This window comes from Novosphingobium sp. SG754 (assembly GCF_013149315.1).
GTDB classification, from domain to species: domain Bacteria; phylum Pseudomonadota; class Alphaproteobacteria; order Sphingomonadales; family Sphingomonadaceae; genus Novosphingobium; species Novosphingobium capsulatum.
This window is the reverse complement of sequence record NZ_JABGCC010000002.1, coordinates 653242-669833: the sequence shown is the minus strand read 5'-3', so window position 1 is coordinate 669833 and position 16592 is coordinate 653242. Positions and strand designations below refer to the sequence as shown.

At 64.6% G+C, this 16592-nt stretch carries 20 protein-coding genes and 1 riboswitch; of the genes, 11 read left to right on the top strand and 9 right to left on the bottom strand.

Going from position 1 to position 16592, the window contains the following annotated elements; all coding sequences use genetic code 11:
• The first annotated feature begins 1 nt into the window (after nt 1).
• A riboswitch (TPP riboswitch) is annotated at nt 2–123 on the top strand.
• Nucleotides 124–187: 64 nt separating this feature from the next.
• Complete coding sequence (gene thiC / locus FHW97_RS07580) at nt 188–2053, top strand: phosphomethylpyrimidine synthase ThiC (protein ID WP_171798518.1); 1866 nt, start codon at nt 188–190, stop codon at nt 2051–2053.
• A gap of 137 nt (nt 2054–2190) precedes the next feature.
• The gene (locus tag FHW97_RS07575; protein ID WP_168351106.1) at nt 2191–2694 is read left to right on the top strand and encodes a glycine zipper 2TM domain-containing protein; all 504 of its coding nucleotides are present in this window, start codon (nt 2191–2193) and stop codon (nt 2692–2694) included.
• 110 nt (nt 2695–2804) lie between these two features.
• On the opposite strand, the gene FHW97_RS07570 is transcribed toward FHW97_RS07575, so the two are convergent.
• From FHW97_RS07570 to FHW97_RS07535, 8 genes are all read right to left on the bottom strand, one after another.
• Entirely contained in the window at nt 2805–3098 is a 294-nt protein-coding gene (locus tag FHW97_RS07570) for a hypothetical protein (protein ID WP_022676352.1), read from the bottom strand.
• Between the two features lie 245 nt (nt 3099–3343).
• Nucleotides 3344–3772, bottom strand: a complete 429-nt coding sequence (locus tag FHW97_RS07565) for an OsmC family protein (protein WP_022676353.1) — start codon at nt 3770–3772, stop codon at nt 3344–3346.
• A gap of 64 nt (nt 3773–3836) precedes the next feature.
• A complete protein-coding gene (locus FHW97_RS07560; protein ID WP_022676354.1) occupies nt 3837–4139 on the bottom strand; it encodes an alkylphosphonate utilization protein in 303 nt (100 codons plus the stop codon).
• Nucleotides 4140–4219: 80 nt separating this feature from the next.
• Nucleotides 4220–4582 (bottom strand): hypothetical protein, encoded by a 363-nt coding sequence (locus FHW97_RS07555; protein WP_022676355.1) that lies wholly within the window; start codon nt 4580–4582, stop codon nt 4220–4222.
• Between the two features lie 18 nt (nt 4583–4600).
• On the bottom strand, nt 4601–4819 hold the full coding sequence (locus FHW97_RS07550) for a hypothetical protein (protein ID WP_022676356.1): 219 nt from the start codon (nt 4817–4819) through the stop codon (nt 4601–4603).
• Between the two features lie 90 nt (nt 4820–4909).
• Nucleotides 4910–5746, bottom strand: a complete 837-nt coding sequence (gene dapD / locus FHW97_RS07545) for a 2,3,4,5-tetrahydropyridine-2,6-dicarboxylate N-succinyltransferase (RefSeq protein ID WP_171798517.1) — start codon at nt 5744–5746, stop codon at nt 4910–4912.
• A gap of 71 nt (nt 5747–5817) precedes the next feature.
• The gene (locus FHW97_RS07540; protein ID WP_022676358.1) at nt 5818–6495 is read right to left on the bottom strand and encodes a pyrimidine 5'-nucleotidase; all 678 of its coding nucleotides are present in this window, start codon (nt 6493–6495) and stop codon (nt 5818–5820) included.
• Between the two features lie 81 nt (nt 6496–6576).
• Nucleotides 6577–7743 carry a PQQ-dependent sugar dehydrogenase gene (locus tag FHW97_RS07535; RefSeq protein WP_171798516.1) on the bottom strand — a complete coding sequence of 389 codons (1167 nt, stop codon included), beginning with the start codon at nt 7741–7743 and terminating at the stop codon, nt 6577–6579.
• A gap of 10 nt (nt 7744–7753) precedes the next feature.
• On the opposite strand from FHW97_RS07535, the gene FHW97_RS07530 reads away from it, so the two are divergent.
• The 3 genes from FHW97_RS07530 to folP all read left to right on the top strand — a co-directional run bounded on the left by FHW97_RS07530 (nt 7754) and on the right by folP (nt 10993).
• Nucleotides 7754–8383 (top strand): ribonuclease HII, encoded by a 630-nt coding sequence (locus FHW97_RS07530; protein WP_171798632.1) that lies wholly within the window; start codon nt 7754–7756, stop codon nt 8381–8383.
• 218 nt (nt 8384–8601) lie between these two features.
• Nucleotides 8602–9741 carry a site-specific DNA-methyltransferase gene (locus FHW97_RS07525; RefSeq protein ID WP_062782793.1) on the top strand — a complete coding sequence of 380 codons (1140 nt, stop codon included), beginning with the start codon at nt 8602–8604 and terminating at the stop codon, nt 9739–9741.
• Between the two features lie 142 nt (nt 9742–9883).
• Nucleotides 9884–10993: a dihydropteroate synthase gene (gene folP / locus FHW97_RS07520; RefSeq protein WP_171798515.1), complete on the top strand. Its 1110-nt coding sequence runs from the start codon at nt 9884–9886 to the stop codon at nt 10991–10993.
• A gap of 103 nt (nt 10994–11096) precedes the next feature.
• Here folP and FHW97_RS07515 read toward each other — a convergent pair whose 3' ends face one another.
• On the bottom strand, nt 11097–12515 hold the full coding sequence (locus FHW97_RS07515; RefSeq protein WP_062782799.1) for a sigma-54 dependent transcriptional regulator: 1419 nt from the start codon (nt 12513–12515) through the stop codon (nt 11097–11099).
• A gap of 143 nt (nt 12516–12658) precedes the next feature.
• Between FHW97_RS07515 and FHW97_RS07510 the strand changes: the two genes are divergently transcribed.
• The 6 genes from FHW97_RS07510 to FHW97_RS07485 all read left to right on the top strand — a co-directional run bounded on the left by FHW97_RS07510 (nt 12659) and on the right by FHW97_RS07485 (nt 16528).
• Complete coding sequence (locus FHW97_RS07510) at nt 12659–12781, top strand: aa3-type cytochrome c oxidase subunit IV (protein WP_022676364.1); 123 nt, start codon at nt 12659–12661, stop codon at nt 12779–12781.
• Nucleotides 12782–12796: 15 nt separating this feature from the next.
• A complete protein-coding gene (locus FHW97_RS07505) occupies nt 12797–13915 on the top strand; it encodes an NAD(P) transhydrogenase subunit alpha (protein ID WP_028657878.1) in 1119 nt (372 codons plus the stop codon).
• A 69-nt stretch (nt 13916–13984) separates the two neighbouring features.
• Entirely contained in the window at nt 13985–14398 is a 414-nt protein-coding gene (locus FHW97_RS07500) for an endonuclease domain-containing protein (RefSeq protein WP_082209119.1), read from the top strand.
• Nucleotides 14399–14401: 3 nt separating this feature from the next.
• The gene (locus tag FHW97_RS07495) at nt 14402–14686 is read left to right on the top strand and encodes a proton-translocating transhydrogenase family protein (RefSeq protein WP_022676366.1); all 285 of its coding nucleotides are present in this window, start codon (nt 14402–14404) and stop codon (nt 14684–14686) included.
• Nucleotides 14687–14742: 56 nt separating this feature from the next.
• Entirely contained in the window at nt 14743–16155 is a 1413-nt protein-coding gene (locus FHW97_RS07490) for an NAD(P)(+) transhydrogenase (Re/Si-specific) subunit beta (RefSeq protein ID WP_062783051.1), read from the top strand.
• 49 nt (nt 16156–16204) lie between these two features.
• Nucleotides 16205–16528: a hypothetical protein gene (locus FHW97_RS07485; protein WP_171798514.1), complete on the top strand. Its 324-nt coding sequence runs from the start codon at nt 16205–16207 to the stop codon at nt 16526–16528.
• Nucleotides 16529–16592: the final 64 nt, after the last annotated feature.

Below are 16592 nucleotides of genomic sequence, written 5' to 3'. Positions count from 1 at the left end.
ACCCCGGGGAGCCAGTGGCCTGGGCAACGCGCCTGCGTTGCCGGGTTGAGCAAAGGCTGAGAGGGGCTGGTCACGCAGCCCGACCCGTCGAACCTGAACCCGTTAGCACGGGCGGAGGGAGGGCCGGCCCAGCGTTACACGTGCGTGCCACAGCCTTTCGTTCGTCCACACGAAAGGAACCTCGTGTATGGCCGATCTCAATTCCCCGCTGGAAATCGGTGTCACCACCGGCCCCATTCGCGGCAGCCGCAAGATTCACGTGGAATCGCCGCGTTTTCCCGGCATGACCGTCGCGATGCGCGAAATCGCGTTGGAGCCGGGCTGCGGCGAGCCGCCGCTGCGCGTCTATGACACCTCAGGCCCCTATAGCGATCCCAAGCAGGCGATCGACATTCGCGCCGGCCTGCCGCGCCTGCGGCATGACTGGATCATGGCGCGTGGCGACGTGGAAACTTATGCCGCTCGCGAAGTGAAGCCCGAGGACAATGGCCTCAAGGGGCCGGACCGTTCGGGCGGCGTGCCGGCGTTCCCCAATGTCAATCCGGCGCCGCTGCGGGCCAAGGCCGGCGCCAATGTCACGCAGATGCACTATGCCCGCCAGGGTATTGTCACGCCCGAGATGGAATACGTGGCGATCCGTGAAAACCTGGGCCGCCGCCAGTTGAAGGAAGCCTTGGTGCGCGACGGCCAGGATTGGGGCGCCAGCATTCCCGATTACGTCACGGCCGAATTCGTGCGCGATGAAGTGGCGCGCGGGCGGGCGATCATTCCCAACAACATCAATCACCCGGAAAGCGAACCGATGGCGATCGGGCGCAATTTCCTGGTCAAGATCAATGCCAACATCGGCAATTCTGCGGTCGCGTCTGATGTGGCCAACGAAGTGGACAAGATGGTCTGGGCGATCCGCTGGGGCGCCGACACGGTGATGGACCTGTCGACCGGGCGCAACATCCACGACACGCGCGAATGGATCCTGCGCAACAGCCCGGTGCCGATCGGCACCGTGCCGATCTACCAGGCGCTGGAAAAGGTCGGCGGCATTGCCGAAGACCTGACCTGGGACATCTTCCGCGACACCTTGATCGAGCAGGCCGAACAGGGCGTGGACTATTTCACCATCCACGCCGGGGTGCGCCTGCCCTATATTCCGCTCACCGCCAAGCGCGTGACCGGTATCGTCAGCCGGGGTGGCTCGATCATGGCCAAGTGGTGCCTGGCGCACCACCGCGAAAGCTTCCTCTACGAACATTTCGACGAGATCACCGAGATCATGAAGGCCTATGACATCGCCTATTCGCTGGGCGATGGCCTGCGGCCGGGTAGCGTGGCCGACGCCAATGACGAGGCACAGTTTGCCGAGCTTTACACCCTGGGTGAACTGACCAAGCGTGCCTGGGCGCAGGACGTGCAGGTGATGATCGAGGGGCCGGGCCATGTGCCGATGCACAAGGTCAAGGAAAACATGGACAAGCAGCTGGCCGCCTGTGGCGAGGCGCCGTCCTATACGCTCGGGCCGCTCGTCACCGATATCGCGCCGGGCTATGACCATATCACCAGTGGCATCGGCGCGGCGATGATCGGTTGGTTCGGCACCGCCATGCTGTGCTATGTCACGCCCAAGGAGCATCTGGGCCTGCCCGATCGCGATGACGTCAAGGTTGGCGTCGTCACTTACAAGCTCGCGGCCCATGCCGCCGATCTGGCCAAGGGACACCCGGCGGCCAAGCTGCGCGACGATGCGTTGAGCCGCGCCCGCTTCGAATTTCGCTGGCGCGACCAGTTCAACCTCAGCCTCGATCCCGAAACGGCCGAGCAATACCACGACCAGACCCTGCCGGCCGAAGGGGCCAAGACCGCGCACTTCTGCTCGATGTGCGGGCCCAAGTTCTGCTCGATGAAGATCACACAGGAAGTGCGTGAATTTGCATCGAAACAAAACCAGCCCGCCGATACCTTCATCGCGGCCGAAGAGGCCGAGGCGGGGATGCAGGCGATGAGCGACAAGTATCGCGAGGCCGGTAGCGAACTCTATCTGCCAGCCGCGCAATAAGGCGTCGCGTCCTGCGCTGGTTGCCATGTCGGTAACCAGCGCAGGAACCAGTGCGGTTTCCAATCATTGCCTGTCCATCTGGAAGGTCGCGTCGCCATGGGGTGGCGCTCCGCTCCTCTCACGATGGAGATCGCGCCATGAAGAAGGCTTTGCTGGCAGTGGCACTTGCAGCCTCGGGCCTGACCGCCGCTTGTACCGATGGTTATGATGGCCGCCCCGGCTATGACAACGGCTATCACCGCCATCGCGGCGGCTATGGCGGCGTAGAAGGCGGCTATGCCAGCGGCGGCGGCTGGGGCTATCGCGACGATGGCTATTATCGCCGCTATGGCAACTATGACTATAACCGTCCCGATCCCAGCTACGGCAGCTATTATGCGGATCGCTATTACCGCGACGATCCGCGCTACGGCGAACACCGCCTGAGCGCCAATGAGCGGATTTATCGCGGCAATGATGGTCGCTATTATTGCCGCCGTTCAGATGGCTCGACCGGCCTGATCGTCGGTGGTGTGTCGGGCGCGCTGCTCGGCTCGGTGATTGCCCAGGGCGATTCCCGTCCGCTTGGCGCGATCCTCGGTGCTATCGGTGGCGCTGCCGCCGGTGCGGCGATCGACAGCAACAACGTGCGTTGCCGCTGATCCCCAACCGGGCATCGGCACACATGAAAAAGGCCCTTTCGCCGCCTGGCGAAAGGGCCTTTTTCATGTCGGCCTGGCGCGGGACAATCCCGCGTCAGGCCTCAACAGGCTTACTTGGCAGCGTCGACCGCGATGCCGAGCTTCTTCACGTCGTTGAGCGTGAAGGCCACCGGGCGATCGTTGAACGTGCCTTCCACCGACTTCTTGCGGATGTGTAGTTCGAAGGGCACCTTGCCGGCATAGGCGGTGCCACGGACGATCTTTTCTTCGCCCTTGGTTTCGGTGGTGTAGGAATAGCTCACGCCCTTGTAGGCGAAGCTGTCAGGCTGGGTTTCGGCCGAGGCCACGGCGGGGGCGGCAAGCACGAGAGCGGCGGCGGCGGTCGAAATGAAAGAACGAAGCATGGCAATTTCCCCTGATCATAAAGGCGAGATTGCCTTCGGACACCCGTCTGTTGTGTTCTTGTTGCAGCGCGTTTCACCCATGCTGCGCTTGCGAGCAATTGCTTAGGTTGCCCGCCCGCTTGCATGATTTGCAAGTGGCGAGCGCTCGGTTTTGAAAAGCGTTTGTTTTCATGCATAACAATATGCGCCCAGCCACGGGGGAGGTGGCCGGGCGCATACGAAAACACGGGAAAGTGCCGGAACGCTTAGGCTTCGAGCGTACGCTCCAGCGTAACTTCGCAGTTCAGCAGGCGCGAAATCGGGCAGTTGGCCTTGGCCTCATCGGCAATTTTGGCGAAATCCGATTCGGCGATACCGGGGATTGCCGCCTTGAGTGCAAGTGCGCTGCGCGTCACCTTGAAGCCGTCGCCATCGGCCTCCAACGTAACCTTGGCGGTCGTGTCGAGCGTGCCATCGGCATAACCGGCCTTGGCAAGGGCAAAGCTGGTGGCCATGGTGAAGCACGCCGCATGCGCGGCGGCGATCAGCTCTTCCGGGTTGGTGCCCGGCTTGCCTTCGAACCGCGAGCCAAAGCCATAGGGCTGGTCCGACAGCACGCCCGAGGCCGTGCTGATCGATCCCTTGCCGGGCTTGCCGAGCCCTTCATAACGGGCAGAAGCGGTGCTGGTGGGCATTGGGGCATCTCCTTGATGGGGTTTGCCCGTTGAACGCCCTGGCCAGCGGTGCGTTCCATCCGGTTCAGCGCTTGCGCACGAACTCTGCGCGGAGCACGAGGCCCTTGATCCCATCGAACTTGCAGTCGATTTCCTGTGCGTCGCCGGTGAGGCGGATCGACTTGATCAGCGTGCCGCGCTTGAGCGTCTGCCCGGCGCCTTTGACATCAAGATCCTTGATCAGCGTAACCTGGTCACCGTCCTGCAGCACGTTGCCCACGGCGTCGCGCACTTCCACGGCGTTGGCCGCCGCGCGCCGCGTGGCCAGTTCCGCGGCCGTCATCCATTCGCCGCTTTCATCATCGTAAACGTATTCGTCGTCGCTCATGTCCCGCCCCTTTATGCTGTGGTCCCGGTGGGGCCATGGCAGGTTGGGGGCACGGGCGCCAGCCCTTGCGGGAACTTGTCTTACCACACCGCCGGGACGAGCACGATTGCGCCACCGTCGCGGGGTTTCCAGGCGCGCATGGCCAGGGCAACATTGCTTTCCCGGGCCGCGCGGTCTTCAGCTAGAGACCATGTGATGTGCCAGATACCACCGTCGGGCCTGCGGGTGGAGCCTTCGAGCGCCACCACCAGCGCCTCCACGCCCGCGCCGTCATCGATATGGCCGACAACGCGGGCGTGGCGGATCGCTGGTGGCAAGGGATCACCGGGGCCGGCATGAACCGTGCGCGTCACATGGTCTGCCACAGTGTGCGGATAGCGTGGCGGGAACAGCGCCATCAGGCGGTCGCGGCTATCGGGTTCGAGCTTCCAGCCGCTGGGCATCGCGCGGTTTCCGGCAGATCAGGAAGATGGCGTGGCCTGGCCACTGACGACGCCGTTGTGATCGGCCTGCGGTGTCGTGAGCGCACCGGTGATCCAGATGGCAGACAAGGCCAGGATTGCCAGCACGAGGCTGATCAGAAGTACCCAGCGCACCACATTCAAGCCGACGGCGCTACGCGCTTCGTCGGTGGACAGCCGCGCCGGCGGCTCCTGTCGTTGGGTATGGTCGTTCTGCATGACGACTCTCCTGCGTTTCATCGGCGGGGCGCACGGGTGGCGCGCCCCTTTTGCCTGATTCTACGCGCGGAGAGCCCGCGTGGTTCCGCGTCAGTCGCGCAGCAGCTCGTTGATGCCGGTCTTGCTGCGGGTTTGCGCGTCCACGGTCTTGACGATCACGGCGCAATAGAGCGACGGCCCGGGCGTGCCATCGGGCAGCGGCTTGCCGGGCAGCGAGCCGGGCACGACCACGGCGTAAGGGGGCACGCGGCCGATATGCACTTCGCCGGTGGCGCGGTCGATGATCTTGGTGCTGGCGCCCAGGAACACGCCCATCGACAGCACCGCGCCTTCGCCCACGATCACACCTTCGGCCACTTCCGAACGCGCGCCGATGAACGCGCCGTCTTCGATGATCACCGGGCCGGCCTGCAGCGGTTCGAGCACGCCGCCGATGCCGACGCCGCCCGAGATATGCACGTTCTTGCCGATCTGCGCGCATGAACCCACAGTGGCCCAGGTATCCACCATGGTGCCTTCATCGACGAACGCGCCGATGTTGACGAAGCTGGGCATCAGCACGACATTCTTGGCAATGTGAGCGCCACGGCGCGCCACGGCGCCCGGCACCACGCGGAACCCAGCGGCGCGAAAGGCGGCTTCGTCCCAGCCGGCAAACTTGCTCGGCACCTTGTCAAACGCCGGGGCGCCACCGGCGCCACCCTCAATCACGACATTGTCATTGAGGCGGAACGAGAGCAGCACGGCCTTCTTCAGCCACTGGTTCACGCGCCACGCGCCATCGACCTTTTCCGCCACGCGCGCTTCGCCAGCATCGAGCAGGGCGAGGGCCTGTTCCACCACCACGCGCACATCGTTGCTGGCCGGCGTCACGTCCGCGCGGTTGTCCCAGGCGGCTTCGATGGCGGCTTCAAGCTGTGCGGTCATGTGTGTTTCTCCGGGCAATACTGAGATGGTCTGGCCTTGGGGGGTCTGGACAGTCTGCTTGGGCAGGGCGCCTAGCCGAGGTGACCGTCGGCGGCAAGCGCGTCGAGCCAGGCAGCAAGATCGTCGATCGTCTCATCGATCGCGGTCTCGTCACGGGCGCGGGCGCCCCAATCCGTGCCGAAATCGAGCCAGACCGTCTGCATACCCATGGCCTTGGCCGGGGTGAGGTTGCGCGCCGAATCCTCGAAGAACACCGAGCGGGTAGGGTCGATGCCAAAGGCGGAGACAAAGCCGCGATAGGCCGATGGCTCGGGCTTGGGCTTGTATTCCATGGCGTGAATGTCCCACAGGCCTTCAAAGCAGTGGGTGATGCCCAGGGCATCGAGCACCCGCGTGGCATAGGCGGCATCGCCATTGGTAAATACCAGGCGACGCCCGGGCAGGCGCATCAGGCGTTCTTCCAGGCGCGGCGCACGGTTCAGCGGGGCCATGTCGACATCGTGAACATAGCCAAGGAATTCATAGGGATCGACGCCGTGAAAATGCATCAGGCCAGCGAGCGTGGTGCCATGGTCGTGGAAATACATCTTCTGCACGCGGCGCGCCTCGGCATGGTCACAGCCCAGCAAATCGGCAATATAGGCGCCCATGCGCACGTCGATCTGGTCGAACAGGCAGGTTTCGGCCGGGTATAGCGTGTTATCCAGATCGAAGATCCAGCAATCGACACGCGATGGGTCAAAGGGCATCCGTCATCCTTGCGAGCTTGGCTCTGGCCTTAAGAGCGTGGCTCTGCCTTTAGAGCATGGTGCCGCCGCCTGCCCGCAAAATCAGCGCGGGGCAAGCCTCCTCAGCCGGGCGTTTTCGCCGTCTTCGAGAATCCATAGCGTACCATCGCGTGCTTCGCGAATCTCGCGTATCCGCGTGCCCAGATCGATCCGCTCCAGTTCCTTGCCCACCGGGTGGCCGTCTGGCCCCGATTCCAGGCCCACGCGGACGATCCCGGCCGCGCCCAGCGCAGCGATCAGCGCCTGCCCACGCCACTGCGGAAAGGCCTTGCCCGAATAAAACACGAAGTCTCCCGGTGCGATCACGGGGTTCCAGCTGATCGCCGGCGCCGCCAGGTCTGGCCGCGTTGCGTTGCGCGGGATCGGCGTTCCATCATAGTTGTCGCCATCGGAAACCAGCGGCCAGCCATAGTTCTTGCCGGGTGAAAGCAGGTTGAGCTCGTCCCCGCCGGCCGGGCCATGTTCGAGATCCCACAGCCGCCCTTGCGCATCGAACTGCAGGCCCAAGGGGTTGCGATGCCCCAGCGTCCACACCTGCGCGGCAATGCCGCCTTGCGCCGCAAAGGGATTGCCCGGCGCGGGCTGGCCATCGAGCGTGAGGTGGAGGATCTTGCCCAGGTTGGTGTTCATATCCTGCGCCGGGGTGAACTTCTGCCGCTCGCCCGAAGACAGGAGCAGGCTTTTGCCATCCGGCGCAAAGGCGATGCGATGGCCGAAATGGCCGCGCCCGGAAACCTTGGGTACCTGCCGCCAGATCACCGTGAGGCCTTCAAGGCGGGGCGAGCCCTGATCGCGCACCAGACGCGCGCGGCCCAGCACGGCGCCGCGCGTATCCCCCGCGCCCGCTTCCACCCAGGTGAGATAGACCAGCCCGCTGGTGGCAAAATCGGGGGCGAGGGCAATATCGCCGAGGCCCCCCTGGCCGCCGGCATCCACCTTGGGTGTGCCAGACACGACCACGGCCTTGCCCCCTTCGCGCCACAGCTTGAGCGTGCCGGTGCGTTCGGTCACCAGCACGGCGGTCTTGCCTTGGCCATCATCAGGCAGGAACGCCATGGCCCAGGGGCTGTCGAAACGCGCCAGATCGGTGATGACAAACCCATTGCGCTGTTCCGGCGCGGCGGCGGCATTATCGGGCTGGGCCTGCGATCCACAGCTTGCAGCCAGGAACGCGAGCGGCGATAGGAGGCAAAGGATCTTTTTCGTCATGCCCGCTACAATGCCTGAAACCCGCCCTCGTGCCACCAAAATCTCCCGTGTTTCCGGACATGTGATCGGCGTGGACGAAGCGGGGCGCGGCCCGCTGGCAGGCCCGGTGGTGGCCGCTGCCGTGGTGCTGGGGCGGCGCCCGCCCGAAGGGCTAGCCGATTCCAAAAAACTTTCGGCCAAGCGCCGCGCGGTGCTGGAAGAGCAGATCAAGGCGTCGTGCCACTGGGGCGTGGGCGTGGTGGACCCGGCCGAGATCGACCGCCTCAACATCTTTGGCGCCACCATGCTGGCGATGACCCTCGCCGTGCAGGAACTCGTGGCGCAATTGCAGGGCGACGTATGCGAGGTGCGTGTCGATGGCAATCTCACGCCGCACGGGCGCCATGCCGATTGGTGCTGGCCGGCGCGGCCGATTGTCGGTGGCGACGCGATCGAGCCGTGCATTTCTGCGGCCTCGATCATCGCCAAGGAACACCGTGACCGCATGATGCGGGCGGCGGCCGAACTCCATCCGCACTATGGCTGGGAGCGCAACGCCGGCTATGGCACGGCGCAGCACCTTGCCGCCCTGCGCACGCATGGCCCTACGCCGCTGCATCGGCGCAGTTTTGCCCCCGTGGCGCAACTGCTGCTTCTCTAGCCGCGACTCGGCGCAAGGCCTGCGAATAAATTTTCCACAGTTGCGCGCACCATATCTTGAGTCGCACACCCCACCGAGACTCTAGATGTGGTTGGCGGACTCGTTCCGTTCCGCTTTTGCAGCGCTGCGACTCGCCGCAAATCGGCGAGTCGCGCCTTGACCTGCGACTCGCGATGATTCAGATTCCACGTCAACAAGCGACAGTGGAAGGAAGTATCATGGTTACGGCAGTGAAAACGCGCACCCGCGCCTTGCGGGCCAAAGTGGCCGCCAAGGTTCAGGCGCCCGCGCTGCCCGTCAACCGCATCCTCAAGGGCGATTGCATCGACATGATGCGCTCGCTGCCCACTGGATCGATCGACATGATCTTTGCCGATCCGCCCTACAACCTGCAGCTTGGCGGCGACCTGGCCCGCCCCGATGGCAGCCATGTCGATGCGGTGACCGATCACTGGGACAAGTTCGACAGCTTTGCCGTCTATGACCGCTTCACCCGCGAATGGCTGAGCGAGGCCTACCGCCTGCTCAAGCCCAATGGCTCGATCTGGGTGATCGGCAGCTATCACAACATCTTCCGCCTGGGCACCATGCTGCAGGACATGGGCTTTTGGATCCTCAACGACATCATCTGGCGCAAGACCAACCCCATGCCCAATTTCAAAGGCACGCGGTTCACCAATGCCCACGAAACCCTGATCTGGGCAGCCAAGAGCGAGAAGGCGAAGTACACCTTCAACTACCGCGCGATGAAGACCTTGAACGACGAGTTGCAGATGCGCTCTGACTGGGTGCTGCCGATCTGTTCGGGCAAGGAACGCCTCAAGCGCAACGGCACCAAGGCCCACCCCACGCAAAAGCCGGAATCGCTGCTCTATCGGGTGATCCTGGCCACCACCAACAAGGGTGACGTGGTGCTCGATCCATTCTTCGGCACCGGCACCACCGGCGCTGTGGCCAAGCGCCTGGGCCGCAACTGGATCGGCTGCGAGCGCGAGGACGATTATATTGAAGTGGCGCAGGAGCGTATCGACCTGGCCCTGCCGCTCGATGAAAGCGCGCTCAAGACCATGCAGTCCAAGCGCGCCGCGCCCAAGGTGCCGTTCGGCTCGCTGGTGGAAAGTGGCTGGCTGACGCCGGGCACCGTGCTCGCTGACAAGAAGCGCCGCTGGCAGGCCGTGGTGCGCGCCGATGGCAGCCTGGCTGTGGGCGAGGATACCGGGTCGATCCATGGTATGGGCTCCAAGGTGCAGAACGCCGCCTCGTGCAACGGCTGGACGTTCTGGCACTTCATGGACAAGGGCGAGATGAAGCCGATCGACGTGCTGCGCCAGCGCTACCTGTTGGCCGTGGAAGACTAAGGGAAGTATTTCAACCGTCACCCCGGGCTTGACCCGGGGGCCCGCTTTTCTTTGCAAGCGGCGCAAGGTGTCCAAAGGAAGCTGGACCCCGGATCAAGTCCGGGGTGACGAATCTGTGGTGTTTGAGGGCAAAGGCTTTGGCATGAACGAGACGGTTTACCTTCGCCCCATCGCCTTGACCGAAAGCCCGCAGGCTGACGATGGCCAGGCCGTGCGCCTGGCCGGCGGGCTCGCCTGTGCCAGCCGCTTTGCCCTGCTGGTGCGGGGTGACGGCAAGGTGGTCTCGCGCCAGGTTGTCAGCGCGGGCGACGTAGCTGCTGCCATTGCTGCCTTGCCCGATGCCCTGGCCGCTGACGCCAGCGCGCAATGGGCCAATCTGCGCAAGAGCCATGCCCCGATCGGCTGTGGCGAGCGGGTGCTGCGCCTCGATCAGCCGCTGGTCATGGGCATTCTCAACGTCACGCCCGACAGCTTTTCCGATGGCGGCCAGTTCCTCGACAAGCCCGATGTCGCGCTAGACCATGCCTCGGCCATGCTGGCGGCGGGCGCGGCGGTGATCGACGTGGGTGGGGAATCCACCCGGCCCAATGCCGCCGCGGTGTGGGAAGGGGACGAGATCAAGCGCGTGGTGCCGGTGATCGAGCGCCTGGCCACGACAGGCGCTGCCATTTCCATCGACAGCCGGCGTTCCAGCGTGATCGCCGCCGCGCTTGCCGCCGGGGCGCATATTGTCAACGATGTGTCCGCCCTGCGCCACGATCCGCGCAGCATGGAGATTGTCGCTGCCAGCGGCGCGCCGGTCGTGCTGATGCATGCGCCGGGCGGTGCGGACGACCTCCACGCCGATGGGCATTATCGCGATGTCGTGCTCGATGTGTTCGATGACCTGCGCGCCCGGCGTGATGCCGCGCTGGCCGCTGGCATTGCCGCTGACAAGATCATGCTCGATCCCGGCATCGGCTTTGGCAAGACGCTGGCCGAAAACCTGGCGCTGATCAACGCCCTGCCGCTGTTCCACGCGCTGGGCCAACCCGTGCTGTTTGCCGCCAGCCGCAAGCGCATGATCGGCGCCCTGGCCGGCGAGGCACCGGCAGACCAGCGCCTGGGTGGCTCGGTCATGCTCGCGATCAAGGCGCTGGAGGCGGGCTGCCACATGGTGCGCATGCACGATGTGGCCGAAACGGTGCAGGCCATGCGCGTGTGGCGCGGCCTGCGCGATGCGGCGCTGACTGATTTTTCGCAGGTAGGTTGAGACGGCTGGGGCTTCGACAAGCTCAGCCCGAACGGTATTCACAAACTGCTCTTTAATCCGTTCGGGCTGAGCCTGTCGAAGCCCCCAGCCGCGCACGCCCCCGTCAGGCCGCGTTGTCGATGCCCAGTTCCGACAGCTTGCGGTAGAGCGTCGAGCGGCCGATCCCCAGGCGCCGCGCCACTTCGGTCATCCGTCCGCGATAGTGGCCGATCGCCAGGCGGATGACATCGGCCTCGATCTCTTCCAGCGGGCGCAGATTGCCGTCGGCGGTGAACAGCATCACGCCGGCACCGTCGCTGATCGGCGCCGGGCTGCGCGGGGTTTCGCCCACCATCGTCGAGAGATTGGGGAAGTCTTGCGCGGTCAGCGTTTCCGCATCGCAGAACACGGCGGCGCGAAACAGCGTGGCCTGCAATTGCCGCACGTTGCCCGGCCAGTCATAGGCCTTGAGCAGGGCCAGCGCGCTATCGGTGATGCCAAGCGGGCGCAGGCCCGGCTGCTCCCCGATCCGCGTAAGGAAATAGCGGGCCAGCGCGGCGATATCGCCCGACCGCTGGCGCAGCGCGGGCAGATGCACGTGCACCGTGCTAAGCGCATCGACCAGGGGCGCATGATAGAAACCCGCCTCGGCCAGATCGCGCAACGGCGCATTGCTGCAAGCGAACAGGCGCACGTCGATGCGGAACGAGTGGCGCGCGCCGATCGGCTGTACATCACCGCGTTCGACGAACTGGGTCAGCCGTTCCTGCACATGAAGGGGCAGGCGATCGACCTCGTCGATCACCAGCGTGCCGCCGTCAGCGTGTTGCAGCGCACCGATATGCCGATCGAAGGCCCCGGGAAACGCGCCCTTTTCGTGGCCGAACAGCACGCTTTCGATCTGGTTGGCGGGAATGCCGCCAGCGTTGACGATGCGCAGCGGCGCCTTGGCGCGCGGGCTGGCGGCGTGCATCGCGCGCACCAGCATTTCCTTGCCGGTGCCGCTTTCGCCCTCGATCAGCACCGTCTGCTGGGTCCGCGCCGCCTTGGCCGCCACGGCCAGTGCGGCGCGGAATGCCGGCGCGGCGCCGATCATCGAATCAAAGTCGAGCGTCGTGCCGATCTTTTCGGTGAGCGGCTGAAGCTCTGCCGCGGGCGCCTCGCGCGTGGTTGCGCTGCGCAGGGCCTGGAGCAGGCGATCGGGTGCCACGGGCTTGATCAGGTAATCGGTGGCCCCGGCGCGCATTGCTTCCACCGCCAGCAGTGGCGAGGCACTGGTGGTGAGCATCAGGATCGGCAGGGCCGGGCGCCGCGCCTTGAGTTCGGCGATCAGCGCACAGGCATCGTCGCCCGGAACCCATTGATCCAGGATGATGGCACCCAGTTGCATGCCCTGGCGCGTGCCGAGCGTGGCAATCGCGGTTTCGGAATCGCGGGCCACGAGCGTGCGCCACCCTTCGCGTGCGGCCAGTGCCGTGATCAGCCGGCATTGCGCAGGCTCATCATCGATCAGCATCAGCAGGCGGTCGTCGGCTTCGGCCATGATTTTCCCGTCGTTGAAACAACACCCGATTACGCATTTCTGGTAAAAACCTGATTAAACAATCAGGCCGTTCGATCGCCCTTGAGAGACGCGGGACAGCGGTTTAAGGTGCGCCCAAGGATAATAACGAGGGATGAGTGAGCATGACGTCTGCCAATGATATGAAGGCTGCACGCGAAACCTACGAAGGCTTTATCTCGATGATCAAGGTCTCCGTGCCGGTGATCGCGCTCATCGTCGCTTTCGTGATCCTGATCATACAATAAAGAATGTCACATGACATAACGATCGCCGTTCTTCGGGAACGCGCGACGGGGGAGAGCCGGGTGGCGGCGACACCGGAAACGGTGCGCAAGCTCTCGGCTTTGGGGGCCAAACTGGTGGTGGAAAGCGGCGCGGGGAAGGGCGCCGATATTTCCGACGATGATTTTCAGGCCGCCGGCGCGGCGATTGCCAGCGCCGATGCCGCCGCCGGCGCGCAGATAGTGCTGGGCGTGCAGGGGCCCGATCCGGCGCTGTTGGCTGGCGCCGCGCCTGGTGCGTGGATCGTGGCAGGGCTCGATCCCTTTGGCCAGCGCGCCCGGGTCGATGCCTATGCCGCTGCGGGGCTCGAGGCGCTGGCGATGGAATTCATGCCGCGCATCACCCGCGCGCAATCGATGGATATCCTGTCATCACAGGCCAATCTCGCTGGCTACAAGGCCGTGCTGGTGGCGGCCAATCTCTATGGCCGGGCTTTCCCGATGATGATGACGGCGGCCGGCACGGTGAGCGCGGCCAAGGCCTTCATCATGGGCGTGGGCGTCGCCGGCCTCCAGGCCATCGCCACCGCTCGCCGCCTGGGCGCGCAGGTTTCCGCCACCGACGTGCGCTCTGCCACCAAGGAACAGATCCAGTCGCTGGGCGCCAAGCCGATCTTCGTGGAGAACGTGGCGGGGATCGAGGGCGAAGGCGCGGGCGGCTATGCCACCGAAATGAGCCCCGAATACCAGAAGGCCCAGGCCGAACTGGTATCGAGCCATATCGCCAAGCAGGATATCGTCATCACCACCGCGCTGATCCCCGGCCGCGCCGCGCCGCGCCTGATCAGCGATGCCCAGATCGCGACGATGCGGCCAGGCTCGGTCATCTATGACTTGGCCGTGGCGCAAGGCGGCAACGTGGAAGGCAGCGTGGCCGACCAGGTAGTGGAACGCCACGGCGTGAAGATCGTCGGCTATGCCAACACGCCCGCGCTCTTGCCGGCCGATGCTTCGGCCCTGTTTTCGCGCAACCTGTTCAATTTCCTTTCGGCCTTCTGGGACAAGGAACAAGGCCGCCCGGTGCTGGACGAGGAAATCGGCAACGCCATCCGCCTGACGCAAGGCGGGCAGGTCGTGCACGAAAGGCTCAAGGGGTGAGTATGGACGAGTGATCCTCCCCCTGCGGGGGAGGGGAACCGCCCACAGGGCGGTGGAGGGGGGGTAGCGATGCGCGATCATAGCGTGCAAGCACTGACAAGCGCGAGAAAGCTGCGCAAAGCCATGAGCTTGCCCGAGGTTCTGCTGTGGCAGCGCTTTCGGCAGCGGCCTGCGGGAATCAAGCTGCGCCGACAGCACCCGGTGGGCGGCTTTGTCGCTGATTTCTATTGCGCTGCGTCTAGAACTGTCTTCGAGATCGACGGGATTTCGCATGACATGGGCTCTCGCCCGCTTGCTGATGCCCGGCGTTCGGCGTGGATGGAACGCCACGGGCTTCGCGTGATCCGCATTCCCGCCGCCGACGTTCTCCGCGACCCTGATGCCACGGCCCAAGCCATTATAACCGCGTGCCAAGCAGCACCCCCTCCGTCAGCGCTAGGCGCTGCCACCTCCCCCGCCGGGGGAGGATCTGAAGGTACCTGATCTATGGACTTCATATCGATCCTGAGCATTTTCGTGCTCGCCTGCTTTGTCGGCTACTACGTCGTCTGGTCGGTCACGCCGGCCTTGCATACGCCGTTGATGGCGGTGACCAATGCCATTTCGTCGGTCATCATCGTCGGCGCCCTGGTCGCCTCGGCAGCGGCGGGGTCGCCACTGGCCAAGGTGCTGGGGCTCGGCGCAGTGGTCCTGGCGTCGGTCAATATCTTCGGCGGTTTTGCCGTTACCCAGCGCATGCTGGCGATGTACAAGAAGAAGGAGAAGAAGTGATGGACTTCTCGTTCCTCTCGGCGGCTGTGAGTGTGGCGCCGCGCAATGCATTTCCGATGCCTGCGGCAGAAAACAGCGGTATCGTTCCGCTATTATACCTCATTTCGGGCGTGCTGTTCATCATGGCGCTGCGCGGGCTTTCGTCGCCGGGCACGAGCCGGGCGGGCAACCGCTATGGCATGATCGGCATGACGATTGCCGTGGCGACCACGCTGGTTACCCATTCGATCGCCAGCCTGCCGGAAATCGCGGTGGCCATCGCCATTGGTGGCGGCATCGGCTTCATCATCGCGCGGCGCATCCAGATGACGGCGATGCCGCAACTGGTGGCCGCGTTCCACTCGCTGGTGGGCCTGGCGGCTGTGCTGGTGGGGCTGGCGGCCTATGCCAATCCCGAGGCTTTCGGCATTCTTGATGCGCAAGGGCTGATCGAACCGCAAAGCCGGGTGGAAATGGGCCTGGGCATTGCCATCGGCGCGATTACCTTCTCCGGCTCGATCATCGCGTTCCTCAAGCTGGCGGGCAAGATGAGCGGCGCGGCGATCCTGCTGCCCGGGCGCCATGTGATCAACCTGGGCACGCTGCTGACAATCCTCGGGCTGGTTGGCTGGTTTACCCAGGATCAAAGCCCCTGGGTCATCGCCACGATTACCGCGCTGTCTTTCGTGATCGGCTTCCTGCTGATCATCCCGATCGGCGGGGCAGACATGCCGGTGGTGGTCTCGATGCTCAACAGCTATTCCGGCTGGGCGGCAGCGGCGATGGGTTTCACCCTGCACAACACCGCCATGATCATCACCGGCGCGCTGGTCGGCTCTTCGGGTGCGATCCTGTCGTACATCATGTGCAAGGCGATGAACCGCTCGTTCCTGTCGGTGATCGCCGGGGGCTTTGGCGCCGAAGCAGCCGTCAGCGGCGGCGCGGCCAAGGAGCAGCGCCCGTGGAAGCGCGGTTCTGCCGAAGACGCGGCGTTCCTGATGAAGGAAGCCGAAAACGTCATCATCATCCCCGGCTACGGCATGGCTGTCAGCCAGGCACAGCACGTGCTGCGCGAGATGGGTGACGTGCTCAAGGCCAATGGCGTCAACGTGAAATATGCCATTCACCCGGTGGCGGGGCGCATGCCCGGGCACATGAACGTGCTGCTCGCCGAAGCCAACGTGCCCTATGACGAAGTCTTCGAACTGGAAGACATCCAGGGCGATTTCGCCCAGGCCGACGTGGCCTTCGTGATCGGCGCCAATGACGTGGTCAACCCGGCGGCCAAGACCGACAAGTCCAGCCCGATCTATGGCATGCCGGTGTTCGACGTGGATAAGGCCAAGACCATCTTCTTCGTCAAGCGCTCCATGGGCGGGGTCGGCTATTCGGGCGTCGACAACGATGTGTTCTATATGGACCAGACGATGATGCTGCTGGCCGACGCCAAGAAGATGGTGGAGGAGATCGTCAAGGCACTCCAGCACTGAGGATAACCCCTGGTTGACAGCGTTGGCGCGGCGGGGCGAGAAGGCGGGCATGAAGCCCATCGTTCTTGTCGCCGTCGTCGCCGCGCTGTCGCTCGTTTCTACCGGCTGCGTCTCCAAACTGGCCGAGGGCCGCGTGCGCACGGCCTTGGTCGATGCCGGCCTGTCCCACGCCAATGCCGCCTGCATGGCCGAGCGCATGACCGATCGTCTCTCGCTGGGCCAGTTGCGCCGGTTGGAGGCACTGCAGGCGCCCAAGCGCAGCCTGGCCGATTACGTGTGGACCGTGCGCCGGCTCGATGATCCGCAACTGGTGCAAGTGACGGTCAGCGCCGCTGCGCTCTGCGCCATGGGATTGGCCCCGGAAAAGCGGTGAACCGCCGGCAGGCGCACGGTGGATCGCTGCCGGGGGCCGCTGGACCTGGGCGGTGGTCTTGCCT

What these genes read in the sequence shown, in the direction of transcription:
- thiC (WP_171798518.1), top strand. Translation starts at nt 188, where the DNA reads ATGGCCGATCTCAATTCCCCGCTGGAAATCGGTGTCACCACCGGCCCC.
- FHW97_RS07575 (WP_168351106.1), top strand. Translation starts at nt 2,191, where the DNA reads ATGAAGAAGGCTTTGCTGGCAGTGGCACTTGCAGCCTCGGGCCTGACC.
- FHW97_RS07570 (WP_022676352.1), bottom strand. Translation starts at nt 3,098, where the DNA reads ATGCTTCGTTCTTTCATTTCGACCGCCGCCGCCGCTCTCGTGCTTGCC.
- FHW97_RS07565 (WP_022676353.1), bottom strand. Translation starts at nt 3,772, where the DNA reads ATGCCCACCAGCACCGCTTCTGCCCGTTATGAAGGGCTCGGCAAGCCC.
- FHW97_RS07560 (WP_022676354.1), bottom strand. Translation starts at nt 4,139, where the DNA reads ATGAGCGACGACGAATACGTTTACGATGATGAAAGCGGCGAATGGATG.
- FHW97_RS07555 (WP_022676355.1), bottom strand. Translation starts at nt 4,582, where the DNA reads ATGCCCAGCGGCTGGAAGCTCGAACCCGATAGCCGCGACCGCCTGATG.
- FHW97_RS07550 (WP_022676356.1), bottom strand. Translation starts at nt 4,819, where the DNA reads ATGCAGAACGACCATACCCAACGACAGGAGCCGCCGGCGCGGCTGTCC.
- dapD (WP_171798517.1), bottom strand. Translation starts at nt 5,746, where the DNA reads ATGACCGCACAGCTTGAAGCCGCCATCGAAGCCGCCTGGGACAACCGC.
- FHW97_RS07540 (WP_022676358.1), bottom strand. Translation starts at nt 6,495, where the DNA reads ATGCCCTTTGACCCATCGCGTGTCGATTGCTGGATCTTCGATCTGGAT.
- FHW97_RS07535 (WP_171798516.1), bottom strand. Translation starts at nt 7,743, where the DNA reads ATGACGAAAAAGATCCTTTGCCTCCTATCGCCGCTCGCGTTCCTGGCT.
- FHW97_RS07530 (WP_171798632.1), top strand. Translation starts at nt 7,754, where the DNA reads ATGCCTGAAACCCGCCCTCGTGCCACCAAAATCTCCCGTGTTTCCGGA.
- FHW97_RS07525 (WP_062782793.1), top strand. Translation starts at nt 8,602, where the DNA reads ATGGTTACGGCAGTGAAAACGCGCACCCGCGCCTTGCGGGCCAAAGTG.
- folP (WP_171798515.1), top strand. Translation starts at nt 9,884, where the DNA reads ATGAACGAGACGGTTTACCTTCGCCCCATCGCCTTGACCGAAAGCCCG.
- FHW97_RS07515 (WP_062782799.1), bottom strand. Translation starts at nt 12,515, where the DNA reads ATGGCCGAAGCCGACGACCGCCTGCTGATGCTGATCGATGATGAGCCT.
- FHW97_RS07510 (WP_022676364.1), top strand. Translation starts at nt 12,659, where the DNA reads ATGACGTCTGCCAATGATATGAAGGCTGCACGCGAAACCTACGAAGGC.
- FHW97_RS07500 (WP_082209119.1), top strand. Translation starts at nt 13,985, where the DNA reads ATGCGCGATCATAGCGTGCAAGCACTGACAAGCGCGAGAAAGCTGCGC.
- FHW97_RS07495 (WP_022676366.1), top strand. Translation starts at nt 14,402, where the DNA reads ATGGACTTCATATCGATCCTGAGCATTTTCGTGCTCGCCTGCTTTGTC.
- FHW97_RS07490 (WP_062783051.1), top strand. Translation starts at nt 14,743, where the DNA reads ATGCCTGCGGCAGAAAACAGCGGTATCGTTCCGCTATTATACCTCATT.
- FHW97_RS07485 (WP_171798514.1), top strand. Translation starts at nt 16,205, where the DNA reads ATGAAGCCCATCGTTCTTGTCGCCGTCGTCGCCGCGCTGTCGCTCGTT.